General features: G+C 32.9%; 23 protein-coding genes. 12 read left to right on the forward strand and 11 right to left on the reverse strand.

Translation table 11 applies throughout. The features are described from left to right. Window positions 1-50: 50 nt before the first annotated feature. The 4 genes from AC1QSP_RS05640 to mtaB all read right to left on the reverse strand — a co-directional run bounded on the left by AC1QSP_RS05640 (window position 51) and on the right by mtaB (window position 3,342). Window positions 51-650, reverse strand: coding sequence for a porin family protein (locus tag AC1QSP_RS05640; protein WP_484080159.1), 600 nt, complete (start codon window positions 648-650; stop codon window positions 51-53). Window positions 651-717: 67 nt separating this feature from the next. Next, window positions 718-1,242 (reverse strand): DUF4136 domain-containing protein, encoded by a 525-nt coding sequence (locus AC1QSP_RS05645; RefSeq protein WP_484080160.1) that lies wholly within the window; start codon window positions 1,240-1,242, stop codon window positions 718-720. 99 nt (window positions 1,243-1,341) lie between these two features. Beyond that, the gene (locus AC1QSP_RS05650) at window positions 1,342-1,980 is read right to left on the reverse strand and encodes a porin family protein (protein WP_484080161.1); all 639 of its coding nucleotides are present in this window, start codon (window positions 1,978-1,980) and stop codon (window positions 1,342-1,344) included. Between the two features lie 21 nt (window positions 1,981-2,001). Then, a complete protein-coding gene (mtaB, locus tag AC1QSP_RS05655; RefSeq protein ID WP_322969291.1) occupies window positions 2,002-3,342 on the reverse strand; it encodes a tRNA (N(6)-L-threonylcarbamoyladenosine(37)-C(2))-methylthiotransferase MtaB in 1,341 nt (446 codons plus the stop codon). A gap of 67 nt (window positions 3,343-3,409) precedes the next feature. On the opposite strand from mtaB, the gene AC1QSP_RS05660 reads away from it, so the two are divergent. Together AC1QSP_RS05660 and AC1QSP_RS05665 are read left to right on the forward strand one after the other, a co-directional pair. Next, window positions 3,410-4,996, forward strand: a complete 1,587-nt coding sequence (locus tag AC1QSP_RS05660; RefSeq protein ID WP_484080162.1) for an ABC transporter substrate-binding protein — start codon at window positions 3,410-3,412, stop codon at window positions 4,994-4,996. A gap of 229 nt (window positions 4,997-5,225) precedes the next feature. Continuing rightward, window positions 5,226-6,806 (forward strand): FMN-binding glutamate synthase family protein, encoded by a 1,581-nt coding sequence (locus AC1QSP_RS05665; protein ID WP_484080163.1) that lies wholly within the window; start codon window positions 5,226-5,228, stop codon window positions 6,804-6,806. Between the two features lie 62 nt (window positions 6,807-6,868). Here the strand turns inward: AC1QSP_RS05665 and AC1QSP_RS05670 are convergent, their stop codons facing one another. The 3 genes from AC1QSP_RS05670 to AC1QSP_RS05680 all read right to left on the reverse strand — a co-directional run bounded on the left by AC1QSP_RS05670 (window position 6,869) and on the right by AC1QSP_RS05680 (window position 11,758). After that, window positions 6,869-7,600 carry a hypothetical protein gene (locus AC1QSP_RS05670; protein ID WP_484080164.1) on the reverse strand — a complete coding sequence of 244 codons (732 nt, stop codon included), beginning with the start codon at window positions 7,598-7,600 and terminating at the stop codon, window positions 6,869-6,871. A 116-nt stretch (window positions 7,601-7,716) separates the two neighbouring features. After that, window positions 7,717-8,967, reverse strand: a complete 1,251-nt coding sequence (gene odhB, locus AC1QSP_RS05675) for a 2-oxoglutarate dehydrogenase complex dihydrolipoyllysine-residue succinyltransferase (protein ID WP_484080390.1) — start codon at window positions 8,965-8,967, stop codon at window positions 7,717-7,719. A gap of 10 nt (window positions 8,968-8,977) precedes the next feature. Beyond that, window positions 8,978-11,758 carry a 2-oxoglutarate dehydrogenase E1 component gene (locus AC1QSP_RS05680; RefSeq protein WP_484080165.1) on the reverse strand — a complete coding sequence of 927 codons (2,781 nt, stop codon included), beginning with the start codon at window positions 11,756-11,758 and terminating at the stop codon, window positions 8,978-8,980. Window positions 11,759-12,023: 265 nt separating this feature from the next. Between AC1QSP_RS05680 and AC1QSP_RS05685 the strand changes: the two genes are divergently transcribed. Continuing rightward, a complete protein-coding gene (locus tag AC1QSP_RS05685; RefSeq protein ID WP_484080166.1) occupies window positions 12,024-13,067 on the forward strand; it encodes a sensor histidine kinase in 1,044 nt (347 codons plus the stop codon). A 56-nt stretch (window positions 13,068-13,123) separates the two neighbouring features. Here the strand turns inward: AC1QSP_RS05685 and mgtE are convergent, their stop codons facing one another. Together mgtE and rsmA are read right to left on the reverse strand one after the other, a co-directional pair. Next, a complete protein-coding gene (gene mgtE, locus AC1QSP_RS05690; protein WP_484080167.1) occupies window positions 13,124-14,479 on the reverse strand; it encodes a magnesium transporter in 1,356 nt (451 codons plus the stop codon). Window positions 14,480-14,483: 4 nt separating this feature from the next. After that, on the reverse strand, window positions 14,484-15,251 hold the full coding sequence (rsmA, locus tag AC1QSP_RS05695) for a 16S rRNA (adenine(1518)-N(6)/adenine(1519)-N(6))-dimethyltransferase RsmA (RefSeq protein WP_322969283.1): 768 nt from the start codon (window positions 15,249-15,251) through the stop codon (window positions 14,484-14,486). Between the two features lie 96 nt (window positions 15,252-15,347). On the opposite strand from rsmA, the gene AC1QSP_RS05700 reads away from it, so the two are divergent. From AC1QSP_RS05700 to truB, 4 genes are read left to right on the forward strand one after another with little or no spacing between them, the layout of a single operon-like run. Then, window positions 15,348-16,241, forward strand: a complete 894-nt coding sequence (locus AC1QSP_RS05700) for a cell division protein FtsX (protein WP_484080168.1) — start codon at window positions 15,348-15,350, stop codon at window positions 16,239-16,241. Next, window positions 16,241-16,543, forward strand: a complete 303-nt coding sequence (locus AC1QSP_RS05705) for a DUF3098 domain-containing protein (RefSeq protein ID WP_484080169.1) — start codon at window positions 16,241-16,243, stop codon at window positions 16,541-16,543. Before AC1QSP_RS05700 ends, AC1QSP_RS05705 begins: the two co-directional genes overlap by 1 nt. Beyond that, window positions 16,543-17,424 carry an undecaprenyl-diphosphate phosphatase gene (locus AC1QSP_RS05710; protein ID WP_484080170.1) on the forward strand — a complete coding sequence of 294 codons (882 nt, stop codon included), beginning with the start codon at window positions 16,543-16,545 and terminating at the stop codon, window positions 17,422-17,424. The genes AC1QSP_RS05705 and AC1QSP_RS05710 overlap by 1 nt, the downstream gene beginning before the upstream one ends. A gap of 4 nt (window positions 17,425-17,428) precedes the next feature. Continuing rightward, the gene (gene truB, locus AC1QSP_RS05715) at window positions 17,429-18,130 is read left to right on the forward strand and encodes a tRNA pseudouridine(55) synthase TruB (protein WP_484080171.1); all 702 of its coding nucleotides are present in this window, start codon (window positions 17,429-17,431) and stop codon (window positions 18,128-18,130) included. A 42-nt stretch (window positions 18,131-18,172) separates the two neighbouring features. On the opposite strand, the gene AC1QSP_RS05720 is transcribed toward truB, so the two are convergent. Both AC1QSP_RS05720 and AC1QSP_RS05725 read right to left on the reverse strand, forming a co-directional pair. Next, window positions 18,173-18,832 carry an alpha/beta hydrolase gene (locus tag AC1QSP_RS05720; protein WP_484080172.1) on the reverse strand — a complete coding sequence of 220 codons (660 nt, stop codon included), beginning with the start codon at window positions 18,830-18,832 and terminating at the stop codon, window positions 18,173-18,175. Window positions 18,833-18,837: 5 nt separating this feature from the next. Next, window positions 18,838-19,659 carry an AraC family transcriptional regulator gene (locus AC1QSP_RS05725; protein ID WP_484080173.1) on the reverse strand — a complete coding sequence of 274 codons (822 nt, stop codon included), beginning with the start codon at window positions 19,657-19,659 and terminating at the stop codon, window positions 18,838-18,840. 191 nt (window positions 19,660-19,850) lie between these two features. On the opposite strand from AC1QSP_RS05725, the gene scpC reads away from it, so the two are divergent. From scpC to AC1QSP_RS05750, 5 genes are all read left to right on the forward strand, one after another. Further along, window positions 19,851-21,362: a succinyl-CoA:acetate CoA-transferase ScpC gene (gene scpC / locus AC1QSP_RS05730; protein ID WP_484080174.1), complete on the forward strand. Its 1,512-nt coding sequence runs from the start codon at window positions 19,851-19,853 to the stop codon at window positions 21,360-21,362. Between the two features lie 91 nt (window positions 21,363-21,453). Next, entirely contained in the window at window positions 21,454-21,735 is a 282-nt protein-coding gene (locus AC1QSP_RS05735) for a hypothetical protein (protein ID WP_484080175.1), read from the forward strand. A 7-nt stretch (window positions 21,736-21,742) separates the two neighbouring features. Beyond that, window positions 21,743-22,135, forward strand: a complete 393-nt coding sequence (locus AC1QSP_RS05740) for a hypothetical protein (RefSeq protein WP_484080176.1) — start codon at window positions 21,743-21,745, stop codon at window positions 22,133-22,135. Window positions 22,136-22,143: 8 nt separating this feature from the next. Continuing rightward, window positions 22,144-23,283, forward strand: a complete 1,140-nt coding sequence (locus AC1QSP_RS05745; protein ID WP_484080177.1) for a glutathionylspermidine synthase family protein — start codon at window positions 22,144-22,146, stop codon at window positions 23,281-23,283. 13 nt (window positions 23,284-23,296) lie between these two features. After that, window positions 23,297-23,968, forward strand: coding sequence for a DUF4240 domain-containing protein (locus tag AC1QSP_RS05750; protein WP_484080178.1), 672 nt, complete (start codon window positions 23,297-23,299; stop codon window positions 23,966-23,968). Window positions 23,969-23,973: the final 5 nt, after the last annotated feature.

A 23,973-nucleotide genomic window follows, 5' to 3' on the forward strand; every position in this document is an offset into this window, starting at 1 on the left:
ATTTATAACAATAAAAAAGGCATCTTGTAAAGATGCCTTCTTTTGTCTATTTAATTAAAAAAGTATGTTAGTCCTAAAGTTAAAAATGATGTGCGATTAATATCGTTTTCCCATTTTTTATAACCATATGTATCGACTAAACCAATACCGTATCGAATATTTGCTTCAAATGTTCGATTATAAGAATAACCTACACCTACATTAAAAGCAAGATCAAATGATTTTAAATCATTGTTTTGTGCTTCTGGTCCTAAAGGATCAATTTTATCTGATATCACAAATCCAACTTGTGGTCCCGCTTCTAAGAAAAAATCACTTCCCTGATCATCAAAATAAAACTTATACATGATGGGAATATTCAGATAATCCACAAAAGCTTTGTATTTATTTCCACTGCGATCGACAGAGTACTCTCCTTGATTGGTATATAAAATTTCAGCCTGTATGTAGTGATCTTCTGTACGAGAAGATAATTGATATTTCCCCACTAAACCGCCTAATAATCCAATACGTTCTTTTGAAATACCATGTACAACAGTAGTGTTACTCAATCCTCCACCTATTTTTGCACCAAATTGGAATTGTGAAAATGCACATGAAGAAGCAAGGATAAATAGAGAAGATAATAATTTCGTTTGTAGTTTTTTCATAAGTAGGTTTTTACTTAGATAAAGGTAAAAAAAATAACCCTTGAAATTTCAAGGGCTATCATTTTTTTTATTTTTTAGGTTGTGGTGGAAATTTTTTCAAGATTTCATTTACAGCTTGTGGAATTTTTTCCGATTTAGCTGAAACGTTGTCCACATTTAGTCCATTTCCTATTCCTTGCCACACCAATATATTTCGTTTATCATCTACAATATCTAGAATAATTTTACCTGACGTATAATCGGATACTGTAGGATACATTCCACCCCAATATCCATAACCATAACCTCCAAAACGATCGTTATTAATGTACACTTCTTGTGACGAACTTGTTAATACATTCACCACAAGATCAGCATCTGAATTTACTTTTATAAATCCTTTATTGGACATTTCTTGTTCAATTGCACTAATTAAACGGCGTTTATCAAGATCATTTACCTTTAATTTATCTAATCCTTTTTGATGAAATGAATAAGTCTTATACGTGTTGAAATTAGCCGTTCGATCATAATCTGTCGATACACTTACTGCACCACAACTTGTAAGGATAAAAGCTCCCACCATTAAAAATATAAAAGATAACTGTCTCATAGTATTGCTTTAAAACTTAATAACTCATCTAAAAATACTGCAGAATTATGAATAAAAAAAACGGAATTTTATAAAATTCCGTTTTTTAAATGATTATTATTAATAATAACGTGGATTAAAATCTAATAAGTAAGATAACGATAATGATATTAATGACGTTCTATTGAAATCATTGTCCTTGTATTTAAAATCCCAAGAATCAACTAATCCCCAACTGTAACGTAATCCAATTTCAAATTTTCGTTGGTATGAGAATCCTACTCCTCCATTAATTGCGACATCAAACTTGTTTAAAACATTGTTATCTGAACCTAACCATGGCATGTTTGGATTTGGAGATGCGAACTGATCAATTCTATCAAAAATAACAAACTGCACTTGTGGACCAAATTCCACAAAGAAATCATTATCTGAATCCGATAAATAATGTTGATACATCAATGGAATTGTCAAATAGTTGACATTAATTTTATAAGGTCCATTTTCTTCTCCAATTGTACTATATAATAATTCCGCTTGAATATAATTACGGAAATTTCTATAGTATCCCATTTCCAGTTGATACTTTGCTAAAAAACCGGCTTGTACAGCAATACGTGACTGAGAATTTTCGTGAATATTTTTATAGTTCGATAATCCTCCGCCAAGTTTCGCTCCAAGTTGTAATTGAGCCATAGCTGGTAACGATAAAAATATACTTGTTAGTACAAGTAAAAACTTAAGTTTAGGTGTCTTCATGTATAAGTTTTAATAGAGTTTTTATGATAATATAGGTTCTTGTTCTTTTATTTTTACTTCGACGTTACCATTGTGATTTATACGAATTAGTTCTACGAGTTGAGTTTGATTAACAAGTGAAGCATCAAAATCCGTTTGAACTTTCACATAATTTTCTGTGAATCCAAACATTTTCCCTTCTTTGTTATCATGCTCCCATAACACTTTTTGCGTTGATCCTAATTGAGTTTGATAGAATGCCTGACGTTTTTTCTCCGATAAAATGCGTAACATTTTATTACGGCGTTTACGTTCTGCTGGATCTACCACTCCTTCAAATCCAATTGCTTCCGTGTTATCACGTTCTGAATAAGTAAATACGTGTAAATAACTTATTGGTAATTGGTTTAAAAAATTATAAGTTTCTAAAAATAATTCTTCAGTTTCTCCAGGGAAACCAACAATTACGTCTACTCCAATGCAAGCATGTGGTAAAACTTCTCTAATTTTTGTAACACGATCTATGTACAAATTAGATAAATAACGACGTTTCATCTTTTTTAGTATCTCGTCGCTACCAGATTGTAATGGAATATGGAAGTGAGGTACAAATCGCTCACTTTTTGATACAAATTCAATTGTTTCGTTCTTTAATAAGTTGGGTTCAATTGACGAAATACGAATACGATCAATATTATCCACCTTATCCAATTCTTGAACTAATTCTAAGAAGGTATGTTCGTGTTTCTTATTTCCAAATTCTCCTTTTCCGTAATCTCCAATATTTACGCCTGTCAATACGATTTCTTTAATTCCTTTTTCAGCAATCTCTCTCGCATTTTTTAACACATTGTCCATGGTATCCGAACGAGAAATTCCACGTGCTAAAGGAATTGTACAATACGTACATTTATAATCACATCCATCCTGAACTTTTAAGAAAGCACGTGTACGATCTCCAATTGAGTAAGATCCGACATAAAAATCAGCTTCTTCAATTTCACATGAATGGATAATGGCTTCCTCTTGTTTATTTAAATTTTCTAAATATTGAGCGACATTAAATTTTTCTGCTGCACCTAAAACTAAATCAACACCTTCCATTTGTGCGATTTCTTCAGGTTTTAATTGGGCATAACAACCAACCACAACAACAAATCCATCTGGATTTGCTTTTAAAGCATTCTTTACAATCGTTCTACATTCTCTATCTGCATTTGCTGTTACCGAACATGTATTAATCACATAGACGTCCGCCGAATCTGTAAATTCAACCTTCTGATATCCATGATCTTTTAAATTTCGAGCAATAGTGGACGTTTCAGAAAAATTCAATTTACATCCTAACGTATGGAATGCAACTTTTTTTGTTTGATTAATCATAGCTGCAAATTTATACATTTGCAATAAATATTGCATAGTTTTGAACTATAAAAATTCATGTTTCAGAATGATTAAACACTTATCTTACATTTTATTAATATTCGCTTTCATCGGTTGTCAATCAAAAAAAGATATCGATTCGAGTCAAATTTTCAAACTTAATCGATACGATAATATTTCTTCATTAGATCCAATCAATGCTAGAACTCAAGCGAATAACTGGGCTTGTAATTTAATTTATAACAGTTTAGTTAAAATTGATCAAGACTTACAAATACAACCAGATATAGCCAGAAAGTGGGAAATCTCTGAAGATGGAAAAACATATACCTTTACTCTACGCCAAGATGTTTTTTTTCATTCCCATGAAATTTTTGGTAAAGATTCAACACGAAATGTTGTGGCGCAAGACTTTGTCTTTTCATTCAATCGTTTAAAAGATCCCAAAGCTGGTGGATCGGGCGGATGGATTATGAATAATATTAAAGATTATATAGCCATTAATGATTCGGTTCTACAAATAAATTTAAATGATGCCTTCCCTCCTTTTTTAGGATTAATATCGATGAAGTATGCTTCTGTTGTTCCCCACGAATTATTTAAAGACGGGAATGAAGGTTTCTTAAAACATCCCATTGGTACTGGACCATTTCAATTTAAAATTTGGGATGACAATGTGAAAATGGTATTGCGCAAAAATCCCTTGTATTTTGAATTTGATGAGAAAGGAACTCGTTTACCATATTTGGAAGCTGTAAACATTACCTTTTTACCGGAAAAGAATTCAGAATTTCTTGAATTAATTAAAGGGAATATTGATATGATGGCCGATTTAGATCCATCTTATAAAGACGAAATTTTAAATCCTATTGGTGAGCTCAATCCAAAATATGCTGATCAAATTTCATTGATAAAATCACCATATTTAAGTACTGTATACTTATGTTTTTATTTGGATCATCAAGATGCCATTGATTCAAGATTACGCGAAGCTTTAAATTATGGTGTAGATAAAAATAAAATCATCAAGTATATGATGAAAGGTTTGGCTTTCCCTGCTGATGGTGGATTTATTCCAAAAGGATTACCAGGATATTCTGCCGACTCTGGATTTAAATACGATCCAAAAAAAGCAAGAACACTTATCGCAAATTATAAAAAGGATCATAAATCCATAAAACCTATTGAACTGACCACAGTACAAGAATACGTCGATATTTGTGAATACATCTCCGCTGAAATGGCTAAACTTGGATTACCTGTACAAGTAAATGTTGTGCCAGGGCCAACAATGCGTGATGGAAAATCGACAGGAAAATTCTCATTGTTCAGAGCCAATTGGGGGGCAGATTATCCCGATGCTGAGAATTTTCTTTCGTTGTATTATTCGAAAAATTTAGCCCCTGAAGGTCCAAATTACTCGCACTATAAAAACGAGTCATTTGATCAATTGTATGAACAATCATTTTTAATCCATAACCTTGACGAAAGAGCAGCGATTTACGAAAAAATGGATGCATTAATGATGAAATCAACTCCTATTTTGCCTTTATTTTATGATCAAACAGCGATCTTTTTGAATAAAAAGGTGAAAGGTTTTCAAATGAGCCCCATCAAAATTTTGGATTTAACGCGTGTTTACAAGGAGAAGTAAAATCAAAATAAAATCCTTTTTTTTAGAGATAATTTAAGATTGAAGTGTAAACTTTCTAAGAATGATTTTATTCTGTAATAATATTTAAAAACTTTTTAATCGAATCCGACCTTACATCATCAAAAAATTAAAAAAAGTTCCACAAAAAATATCAAATAGATAATTTTGAATGCCTTTTTTTAAATATATTTGAACTTTAATTGAACTATTATTTAAATAAGTAAAACTTATGAAAGTTAGACAAGGTTTTGTAATCATTTCTGTAGTACTTGTTCTTGCTATTTTAGGAATTTCTTACTTCTGGTCAGGGATTCTATGGACATTTGTAATCGTAGCACCTTTAATTATCGTAGGAATTTACGATATGACTCAAAAAAGACATGCTATTCGTCGAAACTATCCTGTGATTGGAAATTTCCGTTACATGTTAGAAAGTATTCGTCCTGAAATCATGCAGTATTTCGTTGAGACAGATACAGAAGGTAAACCTATCGATCGTTTGATGCGTTCTATGGTTTATCGTCGTGCTAAAAATGTAATTGACACAGTTCCATTTGGTACTCAATTGGATGTTTACGAAGCTGGATACGAATGGTTGAATCACTCGATGTATGCAGGAAAAATTCAGCATGCAGATGATCCACGTGTAAAAATTGGTGGTGAAGATTGTAAACAACCTTATTTGGCAAGTTTATTAAACATTTCTGCCATGTCTTTCGGATCGTTAAGTGAAAATGCTGTATTAGCCATGAACAAAGGGGCGAAATTAGGTAATTTTGCACATAATACAGGAGAAGGTGGTATCTCACCTTATCACTTGCAACCAGGAGGAGATTTAATTTGGCAAATCGGTACAGGATATTTCGGATGCCGTGCAGCTGATGGTGGTTTTGATCCAGATAAATATGTGGAGCGAGCAACTTTACCAAATGTAAAAATGATTGAGTTAAAAATTTCTCAAGGGGCTAAACCAGGTCACGGAGGAATTTTACCAGCCAACAAAAATACACCAGAAATTGCTGCAATTCGTGCAGTAGAACCATATACAACTGTAGACTCACCTCCTTCTCACTCGGCTTTCTCTGATGCTGAAGGAATGTTACATTTCATTAAAAAATTACGTGATTTATCTGGTGGTAAACCTGTAGGTTTTAAATTATGTATTGGTATAAAAGAAGAGTTTATTGAAATTTGTGAAGCAATTATCAATACGGGTATTAAACCTGACTTTATCGTTATTGATGGTGGTGAAGGTGGTACAGGAGCTGCTCCAGTAGAGTTCTCGAACTCGTTAGGTATGCCTTTATTAGATGGTTTAGCTTTTGCTGTAGATACATTAAGAGGTTATAATTTAAAGAAAGATATTCGTGTGATTGCATCAGGTAAAATCATTTCATCTTTCCATATTGCTCGTGTGATGGCAATTGGTGCAGATTTAGTTTATTCTGCACGTGCGATGATGATGGCAGTAGGTTGTATTCAAGCGTTACAATGTAATACGAATACATGTCCTGTTGGAGTTGCAACGCAAGATCGAGATTTAATGAAAGGATTAGATGTAGAAGATAAAGCAACACGTATGTATAACTTCCACAAGAAAACAATGCATATTTTATCTGAATTAATTTCTGCCACTGGAGTTAAATCGCACCGTGATTTCAACCGTACACACGTTAATTTACGCGTAGATAACACACGCATTATGTCATACGATCAATTATATCCTATCGTAGAAGAAGGAGCATATCTTGGTCGTCCAAAAGCAGAAGTTTTAGCTGAAATCAAAAAGAATTCAGCATTAACGAGATAATTTAAGATTATATTCATATAAATAAAAAGCGACTTGAGTATTCAAGTCGCTTTTTATTTATACTATTTCGTTTCAATAATAACTAATCCATTTTTAGTAGAATATCCATAAATTTTAATTGCATCCTCACCCTTAATAACTTTATAGGATTTTATCTCATTTTTTCTTAATTTATTCAATTCATCAAATGTCGATTGAACTTTATTAATGTAAATGATTGGTTGATTATATATATCTTCATCCTCTATACCTTTTTCAATTAGGTTGTTTTCAATCTCTTTATAAAAATCAGAATTATTATCTTTTACTCTTCGATTAATAAAAGTAGAATATGTATATTTCCCTGATGGTAATTGATTGAAATACGCATCAATTTCTTTATTCAATTGATTATATAAATTATTAAATAATCCTTCAATTATGTCATTAGAGTAAATCATTTGTTTACCCTTAGTTTCATCCGAAAAATAAGTTTCTATATAAATAGGTGGTCTGTCAATGACTTGTTGACCGTTATCTAAATCTTGTAATTGATTTAAAGGAACATTAAAGCCTCGATTCTTTAATTGTTTCTCAAACGTGTAAGTTTCTTTCGTATTGAAATTATAATAATCTCTTTGAAAAATAATTGAATCATTTTTCAAAAATATTTTATCACTTCCTTTCTTTAAATAAACCTTTTCGATTGTAGAATTTTCAATTACTAACTCCGTATTTTCATTATTTAAATTTAATTGTGCATCTACATAGTTAACGGATAATGTAGCGAGTATACAAATTATTAATTTCTTCATTTTTGCTAGATTTCTATTAAAGGTATTAATTAATTAGCAAATCAAGACTTAAAAAAATAAAAAAGCCGCTCTACGAGCGGCTTTTAATTTATGGATGTTATAATCTTTTTAAAAAATTATAATTCTAAAGCTTTACGAGGATCACCTCCCATTAAAACATTTACTGGATCTTCAACCCCTTCTTTAACGGCAACTAAGAATCCAACTGATTCACGTCCGTCAATAATACGGTGGTCATAAGATAAAGCAATGTACATCATAGGTGCGATAACCACTTGACCGTTTTTAGCGATTGGACGCTCAACGATATTGTGCATACCTAAGATACCTGATTGAGGTGGGTTGATGATTGGAGTAGACATCATAGATCCAAATACACCACCGTTAGTGATTGTAAATGTACCTCCTGTCATTTCATCAACTGTGATTTTTCCATCACGAACTTTGATTGCTAAATCTTTAATTGATTGCTCTACACCACGGAAAGTTAAGTTCTCAGCATTACGAACTACTGGCACCATTAAACCTTTTGGTCCTGATACAGCAACTGAAATGTCAGAGTAATCAAATTTCACTTGGTAATCACCATCAATCATAGAGTTTACGTCTGGGTATAACTCTAATGCACGAGTAACCGCTTTAGTGAAGAAAGACATAAATCCTAATCCTACACCGTGTTTTGCTTTAAACTCGTCTTTATATTCGTTACGTAATGCGAAAATTGCAGACATATCAACTTCGTTGAATGTTGTTAACATTGCAGTTTCGTTTTTAACAGAAACTAAACGTTGAGCAATTTTACGACGTAATGAAGATAATTTTTTCTCTGAAGAAGAACGTACACCTGAAACTGGAGCTTGACCCATTGCTGGAGTATAGCGAACAGCGTCAGCTTGAGTAATACGTCCGTCACGTCCTGTACCTACTACTTGAGCAGCATCAACACCTTTCTCGTCTAAAACTTTTTTAGCAGCTGGTGATGGAGTTCCTGTAGCGTAAGTTGGAGCTGGAGTCGCAGGTGCAGCTGGTGCTGGAGCAGCAGCAGGTGCAGGAGCAGCTTTAACTTCTTCTTTAACTTCAGCTTTAGGAGCTTCTACAGCTGGTGCAGCAGCACCTGCTGGTTTAGCAGCAGCAGTATCGATGTGACAAACAACTTGTCCTACCTCTACTACATCTCCTTCTTCAGCTTTTAAATAGATGATACCTGCTTCTTCTGCTGGTAACTCTAATGTTGCTTTATCTGAATCAACCTCAGCAATTGCTTGGTCTTTTTCTACATAATCACCATCTTTAACTAACCAAGTAGCGATTTCTACTTCTGTGATAGACTCCCCTGGTGAAGGGACTTTCATTTCTAACATATCTATTAGCTTTATTTTATTTGAAAACTCTATTAATTACATCTTCGTAGATTGCAGCCCATCTTTTGCTAGAACCAGGAGCTGTAGCAGCAGATTCTTTAGGCGAAACTACTTCGAAAGGAAGTTTACGGAATTTACGTAAAATGTAACCCCATGCTCCCATATTTTCTGGTTCTTCTTGTGCCCAGATTAATTCAGCTTTACCGTATTTCGCTACAATTTCTTCCACACGTCCTTCTTGGATTGGATATAATTGCTCGATACGTACGATTGCTGTAGTTGTATCTCCTAATTCTTCGCGTTTTTTTGCTAATTCATAGTAAATTTTACCTGAACAGAATACCACTTTTTTCGCTTTTTTAGGATCTACAAATGTATCTTCGATGATTTCTTGGAATGATCCGTTAGAGAAATCTTCTAATTTAGATACAGCTTGTGGATGACGTAATAATGATTTTGGTGACATTACTACTAATGGTTTACGGTAATCAGTAACCACTTGTCTTCTTAAAGCATGGAAGAAGTTAGCAGGAGTTGTAATGTTAGCTACAAACATGTTATTATCTGCCGTTGCCTGTAAGAAACGCTCTAAACGTGCAGAAGAGTGTTCAGCACCTTGTCCTTCGTATCCGTGAGGTAATAACATTACTAATCCGTTTTGTAATCTCCATTTATCTTCAGCCGCAGTAATGTATTGGTCGATCATAATTTGCGCACCATTCATAAAATCACCAAATTGTGCTTCCCAAATAGTTAACGCTTTTGGATTTGCCATTGCATATCCGTAATCAAAACCTAATACACCGTATTCAGATAATAAAGAGTTGTATACTCTAAATTTCCCTTGCTCTTCTGCGATGTGATTTAATAATGTTACTTTTTCTTCTGTGTCTTCAGTTTTAATTACTGCGTGACGATGAGAGAAAGTACCACGTTGAACGTCTTCTCCTGATAAACGGATATCACGTCCATCTTTTAAGATTGATCCAAATGCTAATGCTTCTCCTAATCCCCAATCGATTTTATCTTCTTCGATCATTTTTGCACGTCCTTCTACTAAACGAACAATTTTACGAATGAATTTTTTATCTGCAGGAATTGTAGAAATTTTCTTAGCAATTTCTTTCAATGCTTCAGCATCGTAAGCTGTATTTACTTTTTCGAATACTTTATCCCCTTCAGCAATTGTGTAATCTTCCCATTCTTCTGGCATGAAAGGGAATAATTTATTACGTTCAATCTCTTTAGAAGCTGCAAAGTTTTCTTCTAATAAAGCTTTAAATTCTTCTTCTTTTTGTTTAACGATATCTTCTCCAATCGCACCTTCTTTTAATAATTTATCTAAATAAATTTGACGTGGATTTGGGTGTTTTGCGATGATATCGTATAATTTAGGTTGTGTGAACTTAGGCTCATCACCTTCGTTGTGTCCATATTTACGGTAACCTAATAAGTCAATGAATACATCTTGTCCGAATTTTGCACGGTAATCTGCTGCAAAACGGAAAGCGTGTACTACTGCTTCAGCATCATCAGCATTTACATGTAATACTGGTGATAAAGTTACTTTAGCAATATCTGTACAATATGTTGACGAACGAGAATCTAAATAGTTCGTTGTGAAACCAATTTGGTTATTTACCACAACGTGAACTGTACCTCCTGTTTTGTATCCTTCTAAAGACATCATTTGTAATACTTCGTACACGATACCTTGTCCAGCTACAGCAGCATCACCATGGATTAATACAGGTAAGATTTTAGAGTAGTCTTCGTTATAATCTGTTTCAGCTTTAGCACGAGTAATCCCTTCAACAACTGCATCTACAGTTTCTAAGTGAGATGGGTTTGGCGCTAAGTTAATTTTGATTTCTTTACCATTAATTGCTTGAATCTTGTTTGTAGATCCCATGTGATATTTCACATCGCCTGCAACTAAATCAGTGTCGAAAGCTTTACCTTCGAACTCAGAGAAGATTTGAGAATAAGATTTTCCAAAGATGTTTGCTAATACGTTAAGACGACCACGGTGAGCCATACCTACGATTACTTCTTCAACACCTAAATCAGAAGAACGGTTGATTAATGTATCTAATCCTGGGATTAAAGATTCATTACCTTCAACAGAGAAACGTTTTTGTCCAACGTATTTTGTATTTAAGAAGTTTTCAAAAGCAGTTGCTTGATTTAACTTAAATAAAATTCTCTCTTTTTCTTCCTTCGATAATTTTGGGTGGTTTAAGTTTTGGTTTAACCAATGCTGAATCCACTCGATTTTCTGAGGTTCTCTAACATACATGTACTCTACTCCGATAGAATCACAGTACATTTCTTCTAAATGGTTGATGATCTCTTTTAAAGTGATTGCACCACCAATTCCTAAGATTTCTCCTGCTGTGAAAGTTTGGTTTAAATCAGCTTGAGATAAACCGAAGTTTTCTAAAGCTAATGTTGGTTCCCACTTTCTGCGCTCTCTAACAGGGTTAGTTTTTGTAAATAAATGCCCTCTTGTACGGTAAGCATTAATTAAGTTAATAACCTTGAATTCCTTCTGAACATTCTCAGAAATTTGCGGAGCTACAGCTGGATTTACCACTTGCTGTACAACTTTAGTCTCTCTTGCAGGAGCTGAAGCTACAAACAATGGCTCTCCATCATAAGTCGCGTTTGCGAAATCATACCCTTGGAAAAATGCTTTCCAACTAGGTTCTACACTATCCGGATATTGGATATACTGGTCATATAAGTCGCCTATAAACTCGATATGGGCGGCGTTTAAAAATGAAAAACGATCCATAAATTTTACTCTCTATGAGATTTAGAGACAAAAGTAAAGCATTTAACTATTTTAAAAAAATTACTTTCATCATATTTATCTTATCTCGCCATAAAAATATATTATAATCAAATAATTATTACATTTGATATTAATATTTGAAATTTTTCAGATTTTTATGTACGAATATTTAAGCAAAAAACTACCCAATCAATGGATTGGCTTCATTTTAATCTGTATAATTTTCGCGCTAACGATATGGGTTTCGCTCCAAATTGTCACCCAATTGAAGCAAGTCGAAAAATCAAAAATTGAAAATTATGCGAAATCGTTAGAGTTAATCAGTCAAACAGAATATATTGATCCTAAAACTCAAGATTTTTTATTTCGTTTAATCGAAGATAATTCCACCATTCCTGTCATTCTGATTGATGAAAAAAACAATATCAACTTCACTAAAAATATTGATTCTGAAATTACAGAAGATTCAATCAAGTTGAGAAAATATGCTGAGAAAATTATTCATCAAAACATGCATGTGGAGATTGATTTACCAGATGGAAAAAACCATGTGTATTACTCCAACTCTAAATTATTAAATCAATTACAATATTTCCCATTCATCATCATTGCACTTATCCTTTTGTTTTTCTTGTTTTCGTATTGGTATTTTAAAACCATTCGAGATACTGAAAAAAGTTATTTATGGGCAGGTATGGCCAAAGAAACAGCTCATCAAATTGGTACGCCTCTATCTTCTTTGATGGGATGGGTCGAATTATTAAAATTTGAAGAGATTGATCAAACGCCTATCCAAGAGATTGAAAAGGATATTAATCGACTAAAACATATAGCTGAACGATTTTCTAAAATTGGATCAACTGCAGAATTGCAAACCATTAACCTTATCGATGCAACTCAATCAACACTTCATTATTTACGTGAACGTATTAGTCAAGGGATCGAAATAAATTTCATCACCGATTATGAAGAAATCAATGTAAAATTTAATCCTTTATTATACAGTTGGGTATTGGAAAATTTAATTAAAAATGCCGCTGATGCGATGCAAAATAAAGGCGTACTTGATATTGAAATTCAGCAAGAAGGTCAATTTATTGTTACATCGATTAAAGATACTGGTCCCGGAATTCCACAAAAAATTCAAAAGAAAATTTTTCAACCGGGTTTTACAACCAAAAAAAGAGGTTGGGGCTTAGGACTTTCATTAGCAAAACGAATTATTGAAGATTATCACCGTGGTAAAATTTATGTTTCTGAATCTTCAAAAGAAAAGGGAACAACTTTTAAAATTTCATTGAAGCGATAAAAAAAGCCGATTGCTATGCAATCGGCTTTTTAATTTTTATATAACTAAGTTATCGTTTAAAACCCTAAAATTGATTTGGCAATCATAAAATAGATAAACACACCTAAAATATCATTACTTGTGGTAATAAATGGTCCCGTAGAAACCGCAGGATCAATGCCTCGACCATTTAAAAAAATTGGAATAAACGTCCCAATAATCGCTGCGTTAATAATTACAGCAACCAATGCAACACATATCGTCATTGATACATAATAAGATGTACCGAAAACAAAATGAGTAATTAATAAAACCACTAAGGCAATACCAAGACCATTTAATAATCCCAATAAAAATTCTTTACCTAATCGTTTAAAAATCCCGCCTTTAATTGAACCATTCGCTAGCCCCTGAACCACAATAGCAGAAGATTGAATCCCAACATTCCCTGCCGTAGATTGGATTAATGGAACGAACATCAATAAAATGGTATATTTTTCTAAAGCGGATTCGAAGCCAGACATGATTGACGCTGCACCTAAACCTCCTAACATCCCAATCATTAACCAAGGTAAACGGGCTTTTGTTAATTTTAAGATGCTGTCATCTGAATCGACGTTTTGAGTAATCCCGGCTGCTAATTGATAATTTTCTTCCGCTTCTTCTCGAATCACGTCTAATACGTCATCCACTGTAATTACACCAACTAAACGTTTCAATTCATCAATTACTGGAACTTCATATAAATCATACTTTTCTATTACTTTCGCAACTTCCAAATCAGGTGTATCAATATTCACATATTGAATCTTATCATTGTATACATCCTCTACTTTGGTATTGGCAGAAGTCGTTAAGAATTTTTTTAGCGATAAAGTTCCTAATAAGACATCATCATCATCAACGACATAAATTGAAAAAACCTCTTCTAATTCTTCCGCTTGCTTACGCATTTGTTTAATTGCAGTAATAACCGACCAGCCTTTATTCACTTTGATCAGCTCCTTCCCCATTAAACCTCCGGCCGTATCTTCATCATAACGAAGTAACTCAACAATTTCCTTTGCTTGTTCTTTATCTTCGATTTGTGCGATAACTTCATTCTTCTTGCGATCTGAAAGTTCATTAATGATATCCACCGCATCATCGGTATCCATTTCATTAATTACTTCATTCGCAATTTCTTTAGCCGAAAATGTATGTAAGATTTTTTTACGATCATCCTCTTCTAATTCTAAAAGAATATCAGCGGAAGTGTCATTTTCTAAAAGATCAATTACAAAAGCTTGCTCTTTGGTAGAAAGTTCATCAAACAATTCGGCAATATCGGCGGGATGTAATCCATCCAACATTTCCTTGACTGCTTTCGCATTTTGTTCATTAATTTTTTCTATAAGTACTCCGATAAAGTCTTTTGTAATTTCTACATTCATAAGCTTATTGCATCAATTTAGTTAACTCGATAAAATCTTCTACTGACAACTGTTCAGCGCGTAAATTTAAGAATTCATGATCGTTTAATTGTTCTGGAATTCCTAAAGATTTTAAAGCATTTCTTAAGGTTTTACGGCGTTGCCCAAAACCTGCTTTTACCACTTGGAAAAAACGTTCTTGTGTGATTCCTTCAATTTCAGTTCGGTAACGTTTCATAATAATGACACCTGACTTCACTTTTGGTGGAGGTGTAAAAACGTTTTCAGGAACTGTAAAAAGGTAATCACATTTATAGTATGCTTGTGCTAATACAGAAAGTATACCATAATCTTTGGTTCCTTTTTTAGAAGCTATACGTTCGGCCACTTCTTTTTGGAACATTCCGCATAATTCAGGAACCGTTTCACGTTCTTCTAAAGCTTTAAAAATAATCTGTGAAGAAATATTATAAGGGAAGTTTCCTAAAATAGCTACTTGTTCATTAAATTTTTCAGCAAAATTCATCTTCAAGAAATCCTCCGAATGGATCTTGAAACCAGGATAAAATGGTTGATACACTTCTTGTAGATACTCTACAGATTCGGTATCGATTTCCACTACCTCAATATTTCTTTTTGCTTGTAAGATATATTTAGTCAACACTCCCATTCCTGGACCAATCTCTAACACACGGTCATATCCTTCCCAAGTTAATCCCTCGGCAATATCACGTGCAATATTCTCATCATTCAAAAAATGTTGACCTAAATGTTTTTTTGCTTTTACTTTCAAATTTCTTTAAATTTTATATTTTCTTTAACCAATTTCGTTGGCATAATGTATGTTTCGAAATAAGTTTTTTTTATCTTAGCCCCAAAAATAGCCCAAATGTCAAAAACGAACGATAAATTTGAGAAAGGAAGACTTCGCTCATCTAACATAACAGTCGTTATTAGTATATCTTTAGTTTTATTTTTATTAGGTGTATTTGGATTAATTGTAATTAATGCACAAAGTTACGCAGAACATCTAAAAAGAGAATTAAAAATTGAAGCTTATTTTAATGATGTTGATGATCCTAAATTAAAAGACAAGGAATTTTCAATGCAACAGGAATATATCGATTCCTTAAAATTAAAATATGACTTCGTAGAAGCAACAAAATACATTAGTAAAGAAGAAGCTTCTAAGATTGCTAAACTTGATTTAGGGATCAATGATCAAGAAATATTTGAGGCTAATATTTATCCGCCATCGGTACAAATCACGTTGGATCCTAAAAAAATCAATTCGATTGAACAAATCGATTCGATTATGACCAAATTAAGTGCAAATCCAATCATTGATGAAGTAAAGAGTGATCGTGAAGCTATGATGGCCATCCACAAGAGTATTAATACCATTACGTTTTGGTTAATGATTTTTGCTGGAATTTTCTTAGTCATTGTAATTATTTTAATCAATAACTCGATTCGTCTTAAAATTTACGCCAAACGTTTTAGCATCAAAACGATGCAATTAGTTGGGGCACGTCGCCGATTTATTATGAAACCTTTCTTATTAGAAGGTGCTTTATTAGGATTATTAGCGGCTGTAATTGCCATTATCGGTATCGGAATCTTATGGTACTTATTGGCTACACGTATCGGTTTATTATTATGGAATCCACAATTTGGATATTTAATTGCTGTATTAGTTGGATTAGGCGTATTAATCGCTCTATTCAGTACTTTATTTGCAGCTTGGAGATATTTACGATTAAAAACTGACCAATTATACTAATGAGTACAATTCATAAACAAAATATTACAAAATCAGAATCTTCTAAGGGTTCTGATTTTACCTTTTTATTTGGAAAACGCAATTACATTTGGATGGGTGTAGGAATCGCATTAATTGCTTTAGGATTTATCTTAATGACTGGTGCAGATGCAAATACGACACCTGATGGAACTTTTGACCCAACTTATTGGAACGAAGACATCTATTCATGGCGCAGAATTCGTTTAGCTCCATTTTTAGTAATTTCAGGTTTCATCGTGGAAATTTATGCCATTTTAATCAACCCGAATAAAGAAAAATAATGAACACTTTAGAAGCAATCATCATTGCTATTGTAGAAGGATTAACAGAATATTTACCAATATCTTCAACAGCTCACATGGGATTTACAGCCGCACTTATGGGGCTACCTGAAAGTGAATTTTTAAAAATGTTCCAAGTGTCAATTCAATTTGGAGCAATTTTATCGATCGTTGTACTGTATTGGAAAAAGTTCTTCAATTTCGAGAATTTTAATTTCAATTTTTATATCAAACTTGCTATTGCTGTAATTCCAGCATTAATTTTAGGAAAATTATTTGATGATAAAATCGAAGCAGTTTTAGGAAATCAAGTTGCTATTTCAGGAATGTTAGTTTTTGGTGGAATCATTTTACTATTTGTAGATAAATGGTTTAAAAACCCTAAAATTGATGATGAAAAAGAAATTACCATTAAAAAAGCATTAACAATTGGTTTTTGGCAATGTTTAGCAATGATGCCAGGTACTTCTCGTTCTGCGGCTTCTATTATTGGTGGTATGACACAAGGTTTATCTCGTAAAGCTGCAGCAGAATTTTCTTTCTTTTTAGCTGTTCCTACTATGTTAGCTGTTACTGTGTATTCTGTTTTTGTAAAAACATGGGGCGAAAACACAGCTAATCCGATGAAAGGTTACGAAATGATTCTTCAAGATCAAGAACATATTATCTTATTCTTAATCGGAAATGTGGTTGCATTTGTGGTTGCTTTAATCGCTGTTAAAACATTTATTTCTGTATTAACTAAATACGGATTCAAATTTTGGGGATGGTACAGAATTGTTATTGGAATATTCTTATTAATCTATTTTTGGAACAATCCGCAAACTTCTTCTGAAGACAACAAACCTACAACTGTTGAAACCACAATGATTCAACAATAAAATTATGAATGTAGAAAAGATACAAGAAGGGCACGTTTTTTTGATTGATAAACCATTAGACTGGACTTCTTTTGATGCTGTAAATAAAATTCGTTGGAATATTCGTAAAGCGTATAATCTTAAAAAGATAAAGGTTGGTCATGCCGGAACTTTAGATCCTAAAGCAACAGGTTTATTATTAATTTGTACAGGGAAATGGACCAAACGTATTGACGAATTTCAGGCGCAAGAAAAAGTCTATACCGGAACAATTAAATTAGGTGTAACAACACCAACATATGATTTAGAATCTGAAGAAAATCAAACATTTCCTACAGAACATATTACAGAAGAATTAATTCACGAAACGACAAAACAATTTATTGGAGAAATTGAACAATTCCCTCCTATGCACTCTGCCATTAAAGTGGATGGTAAACGTTTGTACGAATTAGCACGTGAAGGACAGGAAATTGAAAGAAAATCTCGTCAAATTACCATTGAAGAATTTAAAATCACTAAAATCGATTTACCATTTGTTGATTTCGAAGTAAAATGTTCGAAAGGAACTTACATTCGTTCTTTAGCATTTGATTTTGGAAAAGCATTAAATTCTGGTGGATATTTAACTGCTTTAAGACGAACTAAAATCGGAGAATTTGACGTAATTAATGCTGATAATTCAGCACTTGAAAAATCATACTTCGAAGAAAATATAGAAGATTAAAATATAATCATAAAATAGTCATCCAAAAGGGTGACTATTTTTTTATAATTGAATCAAAACTTGATTAATTTCTTTGCTCACAGCTTTTGGTTTTTGCATCACCATGATGTGTGTTCCACCATCAATTACTTGACAATCCTTGATATTCCCAATCGGAAAAACAATGTCTTTGTTGCCATGGATATGCGTTAAATTTTCTTCTTTGTAAGCTTCAGAATGTTTCCAATTCACAATCTTATGAATCGACCAACGGAGATATTCAGGGTCTTTAAATTCGAAAATATCATCCAATGCATCTTGTTTTTTGGTGTAATACAATTTGCGCAACATCATGTAAGAAAACACATGATCCGAAGTTAAAAAACTCATTGGAATAACTTTATGTGCATTGGTACGAGAAGAAAATCTAAATAATAAAGGTAATTCTTCTCTATTCTTTACCGTTGAAATTAAGAACGTATGTTTTGGGTTAACAAAACGATTCATTTCTTGTACGATTATCCCACCAAAAGATAATCCCATCAGAAGAAAATCTTCTGTGGGATTAATATGATCTAACATTCTTTCCGTATAATGGGCTAAAGTCTCCTCCTTTTCTGGATTTAGCCAAGGCACATATATTTGTTCGAAATCTTTTTCTAATTGTAGATTTCTAAACGCATTTCCATTTGCACCTAACCCACTAATTTGGTATATTTTCATTTATATTATAAGATATCTTTCTTTTTTGAATAATCTGTTGGACGAACTCCAATTACTTTCTGGAACGTATTACTAAAAGTTGGTAAACTGTTATATCCTACCATTAATGAAATTTCACTGATCGAATATGTTCCGTCAATTAATAATTTTAAAGCACGTAACATTCTCAAAATTGTGAAATATTGTACAAAAGTCATTTGTAAATCTTTTTGGAATAATCGTGACAATGATCGTTCACTGAAACCAAATTCAGCAGTAATTTTCTTCATTGTGATCGAAGTATCCATATTATCTTCCAAGAATTGAACAATCTTTTTTAGTCGTTCATCAGAAGGTAATGGCAACGTTAATTTTAAACTATTTTTACTAATTCGAGGCAATAATTCCTTAAACGCTTGTGCCACAATATAATCACTGCGTTGTTCATTTGTAATATCTCCCATCCATTTGTTAGAAAATAATAGTAGTTCTAACAATAATCCATCTGCAGGGTAAATTCCTACTCTCTTAAAAAATACATGATCCAACTCTGATATCGGAAAATATAAGTTCCTCATTATCACATCTGGTGTATTTGGGTGTATACTATGTTCAGCGCCTGGAGGTATCCACATAAAGTGTCGAGCAGGTAAATAGTACGTATCCTTCCCTATCTTTACGTAAACTATCCCACCTTCACAATAAAGAAATTGCCCTTTATCGTGTTTATGCTCAACCACATAAGCTTCCGATATTTCTTTATGATAACAGAAGATTGAGTTTGGATTTTTATCAATTTCTGTTAAGTAATAACGTGTGTCTAATTTAGTATCTAGGTTTATATTCATAGCTTTGTATAAGTTAAAACTAAGATAATACTTTATTTGATATATTGTACAAAATACACAAATAAATATGTCTTTTTTTGATAAATAATTGTCTTTTTTTAATATTGCTACCCGTTAATATTTTCTAAATTTTGTAATTCCCTTTAGAAATAAAGGTATAATTATTGAAAAGTAAAGAAAAAAGTTGCATTATGTTAGAAAGAATTAAATTAACTGACCTACAGTCAAAGGTAATGACTGCCCAAGAATCAGCTCAGTTTTTTGAGAATGGTATGGTCGTTGGTGCCAGTGGCTTTACTAGAGGTGGTGATACAAAAGTAGTTTTAAAAGCTGTTGCAGAGCGTGCTAAATCGGAAGATTTAGAAATTACTTTAATTACAGGTGCTTCTTTAGGTCACGGAACAGATGCTGCGTTAGCTGAAAGTGGTGCGTTAAAAAAACGTTTACCTTTCCAAGTAGATACTGTTTTACGTAAAAATATAAATGCTGGTAATGTATTATTCATTGACCAACACTTAGGAGAAACAGCAGAACATATTTTAAATGGTGAATTTAAAATTGACATTGCTGTATTAGAAGTAACTGAAATTTTAGAAGATGGTTCTATCGTTCCTACAACTTCTGTAGGTAACAACGTAGATATTGCTGAAAGTGCAGACAAAATTATCTTAGAGATTAATACTTCTATCCCTACTTCTATTCGCGGAGTACACGATATTTATAAAGTAGAAGCTTATGGATCTCGTACTCCTATTAATATTACTTCATGTGATTCTAAAATTGGAACAGACTCAATTAAAATTGATCCATCTAAAGTTGTAGGTATCGTTTTCCACGATATTCACGATATGGCTGGTGATATTGTTCCTGCTGACGAAGCAACATCTGCTATTGCTAAAAACATTGTAAATTTCTTTGAAAAAGAAGTTGAGGCAGGACGATTAACAAAAGAATTAATGCCATTACAATGTGGAATCGGAAAAGTTGCTAACGCTGTATTAGGTGGGTTAGAGCACTCTGATTTTGAAAACTTAGTGATGTATTCTGAAGTTTTACAAGATTCAACATTCGATTTAATTGATTCAGGAAAAATGAATTTCGCTTCAGCATCTTCAATGACTGTTTCTCAAGAATGTTACGATCGTGTAATGGGTAACATCGAATTTTACAAAGATAAAATTTGTTTACGTCCACAAGCGATTTCAAATTCAGCAGAAGTTATCCGTCGTTTAGGTATCATTGGAATTAATACATCATTAGAATGTGATATCTATGGTAATGTAAACTCTACACACGTATCAGGAACACATATGATGAATGGTATTGGAGGTTCTGGTGATTTTGCTCGTAATGCTTATATTTCAATTTTCGTAACAGCTTCTATAGCTAAAGGTGGAAATATTTCTTCTATTGTTCCTATGGTATCTCACGTAGACCACACAGAACATGACGTTGATATTATCGTTACAGAACAAGGTTTAGCTGATTTAAGAGGTTTAGCTCCACGTGAAAGAGCGATCGAAATCATTAACAACTGTGTTCACCCAGATTATAAACAAGAGTTAATGTCTTACTTCGAAAGAGCTTGTGCTGAAAGAGGTGGACAAACTCCTCACATTTTAGAAGAAGCTTTCTCATGGCACACACGTTTAAAACAAACAGGTTCTATGAAAAAAGCAGAAACTGAAACTTTAGTTGGATAATCAACAGCAATCAGATATTTTAAAGCACTTTCTTTAGAGAAGGTGCTTTTTTTATGGGAAAAATGTAAATTTGTTAGAGATCAAAATCATTATGAAAAAATTAGTATTTAGTGCTCTAATCGCACCATTCTTTATCGCATGTCAGACGGAAAATACACCTGAACAAAATTTAGAACAATTGGATCAAAAATCAGCACGAGAAGTGATTTTGACAACCAAAACGATTGGAGATTCTACTTTACATATTACCAAACAGAAAATTTGGGCAAATAATCAAATCATTGGAGAAAAAATTGATACACTGGTGACAGCCAAAGCTCCGATCATTGATTCAGCGAATACATCTGTTCCAATTTATGTTACCATCCAATAAAAAAGCTATGAATCAAAAAAGTAAAAAAGCAAGCAAAGTGGTTACCTTAGTATTGGTTTCATCGGTTTTAGCCTCTTGCATGAAAAAAGTGGAAGATGCACCAGCCGTTACTAATAATGCACAAAAAGTTTATATGCGTGCAGACTCAACTGCTCCATATACAGACGTTACAGAAAACTATGCGCAACAAAATCATAATGGAGGAATGGGTTCTATGGGATCATCTTTATTGTGGTTTATGGCATTTCGTAGTCTTTCAGGAGGAATGGGTTATGCAAGCCCAGGACTTCATCAACAATCTAATGTTGGAACAAATACAGCAAAAGCAAATGCTTTAAAAGGTCAGACTGTACGTGGCGGATTTGGTAAATCCTCTTCTTCCCGAACTGTATCATCATAAAACATAAAATGGAATTAAAACGTTTACAGAAGGACGCTAATTGGCAAGAACGATTAGAAAACATAGGATTTGGATATCATACTGATGAACAAAATAAAACCTATTGGGTTGAAGATTATTATTTCTCACTCACTGAAAAGGAAGCTGATTCTATTTTTGAAGCATCAAACCAATTGTGGGAAATGTGTATCAATGCCGTAGAACATGTGATTCAAAACAATCGATTGGATGAGTTTAAAATCCCAAAATTTATTCAACCTTATTTAATTGATTCTTGGGAAAATGATACTCCAAGCATCTACGGAAGATTTGATTTTGCATTTGATCAACACAAACAATTGAAGCTTTTAGAATTTAATGCCGATACGCCAACCTCATTATTTGAGTGTGGAGTAGTGCAATGGCTTTGGATGGAAAATTATTTTGGGGATACAAAAGATCAATTTAATGCGGTACATGATAAATTAATCGAAACTTGGAAAATGCTAAAACCTTATTTAAAAGGTGATATACTGCATTTTACATGTGTAAGAGAATCCTTAGAAGACCTTACGAATGTTGAATATTTAAGAGACTGTGCCATACAAGCAGGTATCACAACCAAATTAATTTATATCGATGATATTGGTTGGAATAACATAAATTTTGTAGATTTAGAAGAAGAACCAATTACAGATATTTTTAAATTATATCCTTGGGAATGGATGGTCAATGAAATGTTTGCCTATAATATAAAAAATGATGAAATAAAAGCCAATTGGATTGAACCAGCTTGGAAAATGATTTTATCCAACAAAGCCATTTTAGCTGTATTATGGGAACTCTATCCAAATCATCCGTTATTGTTAGAAAGTTATTTTGAACAACCTCATCAACTGAAGGATTATGTAAAGAAACCTTTGTTATCTCGTGAAGGAGCAAACATCGAAGTTTACAAAAACGACCAATTGGTAGAACATAGCACAGGTGAATACGGTGAAGAAGGATTTATTTATCAAGCTTTAGCCGAACTTCATCAAGAGGAAACAGGATATTCGATTATTGGAAGTTGGATTATTGGTCAGGAATCTTGTGGTATTACTATAAGAGAAAGTGATCAAATCATTACAACAGATAAAAGTCGATTTGTACCACATATTATTGAATAACATTATATAGAATATGAGTTTTTTAGACAATTTATTTAATTCATCTGCATCATTACCCACAGAAAAAATTTCTGAGATGTTAGACATTGATTTGTATTGGCAAATCATCGAAAACTCATTATCAACTGCAGATACTTTAGAGCAACAAGAAGAAAACTTAATCAATGAATTAAGTTTATTAACTGCTGAAGATATTATTGGGTTTAGATTGCGTACTGAATTTTTTATGTATCAATCGTACCAAAGTGAACTATGGTGTGCAGCAACAATCATGAATGACGGTTGTTCAGATGATGGTTTTCAATATTTCAGATTATGGTTAATTTCTCAAGGCAAACAAATTTTTACGGATGCCATGATGGATCCAGACAATTTAGCCAAATATTTTGAAGACGGATTTAATGAAGATGATCTGTATGAATTTGAAATGTTTGGAAGTATTGCAAACGAGGCTTTTCTTAAAGTTTTTGAAAAAGACATTCATGATTATATTGATTATGAAAATTTTCATTATTTCGAAGAAAACTATCCTGAAATCGAATTGAATTGGGAAGAAGATAACATCACAACGTATCAGGCTATTTGTCCAAGATTATATACTATTTTCATCGAAAACCTTACGCATTATGAAGATGATGACGAAGACGATGACGAAGATCGTAGCGATGAATTCGATATCGAATAATATAC

This window comes from Faecalibacter sp., from assembly GCF_057177045.1.

What these genes read in the sequence shown, in the direction of transcription:
- AC1QSP_RS05640 (WP_484080159.1), bottom strand. Translation starts at nt 650, where the DNA reads ATGAAAAAACTACAAACGAAATTATTATCTTCTCTATTTATCCTTGCT.
- AC1QSP_RS05645 (WP_484080160.1), bottom strand. Translation starts at nt 1,242, where the DNA reads ATGAGACAGTTATCTTTTATATTTTTAATGGTGGGAGCTTTTATCCTT.
- AC1QSP_RS05650 (WP_484080161.1), bottom strand. Translation starts at nt 1,980, where the DNA reads ATGAAGACACCTAAACTTAAGTTTTTACTTGTACTAACAAGTATATTT.
- mtaB (WP_322969291.1), bottom strand. Translation starts at nt 3,342, where the DNA reads ATGATTAATCAAACAAAAAAAGTTGCATTCCATACGTTAGGATGTAAA.
- AC1QSP_RS05660 (WP_484080162.1), top strand. Translation starts at nt 3,410, where the DNA reads ATGATTAAACACTTATCTTACATTTTATTAATATTCGCTTTCATCGGT.
- AC1QSP_RS05665 (WP_484080163.1), top strand. Translation starts at nt 5,226, where the DNA reads ATGAAAGTTAGACAAGGTTTTGTAATCATTTCTGTAGTACTTGTTCTT.
- AC1QSP_RS05670 (WP_484080164.1), bottom strand. Translation starts at nt 7,600, where the DNA reads ATGAAGAAATTAATAATTTGTATACTCGCTACATTATCCGTTAACTAT.
- AC1QSP_RS05680 (WP_484080165.1), bottom strand. Translation starts at nt 11,758, where the DNA reads ATGGATCGTTTTTCATTTTTAAACGCCGCCCATATCGAGTTTATAGGC.
- mgtE (WP_484080167.1), bottom strand. Translation starts at nt 14,479, where the DNA reads ATGAATGTAGAAATTACAAAAGACTTTATCGGAGTACTTATAGAAAAA.
- AC1QSP_RS05700 (WP_484080168.1), top strand. Translation starts at nt 15,348, where the DNA reads ATGTCAAAAACGAACGATAAATTTGAGAAAGGAAGACTTCGCTCATCT.
- AC1QSP_RS05705 (WP_484080169.1), top strand. Translation starts at nt 16,241, where the DNA reads ATGAGTACAATTCATAAACAAAATATTACAAAATCAGAATCTTCTAAG.
- AC1QSP_RS05710 (WP_484080170.1), top strand. Translation starts at nt 16,543, where the DNA reads ATGAACACTTTAGAAGCAATCATCATTGCTATTGTAGAAGGATTAACA.
- truB (WP_484080171.1), top strand. Translation starts at nt 17,429, where the DNA reads ATGAATGTAGAAAAGATACAAGAAGGGCACGTTTTTTTGATTGATAAA.
- AC1QSP_RS05720 (WP_484080172.1), bottom strand. Translation starts at nt 18,832, where the DNA reads ATGAAAATATACCAAATTAGTGGGTTAGGTGCAAATGGAAATGCGTTT.
- AC1QSP_RS05725 (WP_484080173.1), bottom strand. Translation starts at nt 19,659, where the DNA reads ATGAATATAAACCTAGATACTAAATTAGACACACGTTATTACTTAACA.
- scpC (WP_484080174.1), top strand. Translation starts at nt 19,851, where the DNA reads ATGTTAGAAAGAATTAAATTAACTGACCTACAGTCAAAGGTAATGACT.
- AC1QSP_RS05735 (WP_484080175.1), top strand. Translation starts at nt 21,454, where the DNA reads ATGAAAAAATTAGTATTTAGTGCTCTAATCGCACCATTCTTTATCGCA.
- AC1QSP_RS05740 (WP_484080176.1), top strand. Translation starts at nt 21,743, where the DNA reads ATGAATCAAAAAAGTAAAAAAGCAAGCAAAGTGGTTACCTTAGTATTG.
- AC1QSP_RS05745 (WP_484080177.1), top strand. Translation starts at nt 22,144, where the DNA reads ATGGAATTAAAACGTTTACAGAAGGACGCTAATTGGCAAGAACGATTA.
- AC1QSP_RS05750 (WP_484080178.1), top strand. Translation starts at nt 23,297, where the DNA reads ATGAGTTTTTTAGACAATTTATTTAATTCATCTGCATCATTACCCACA.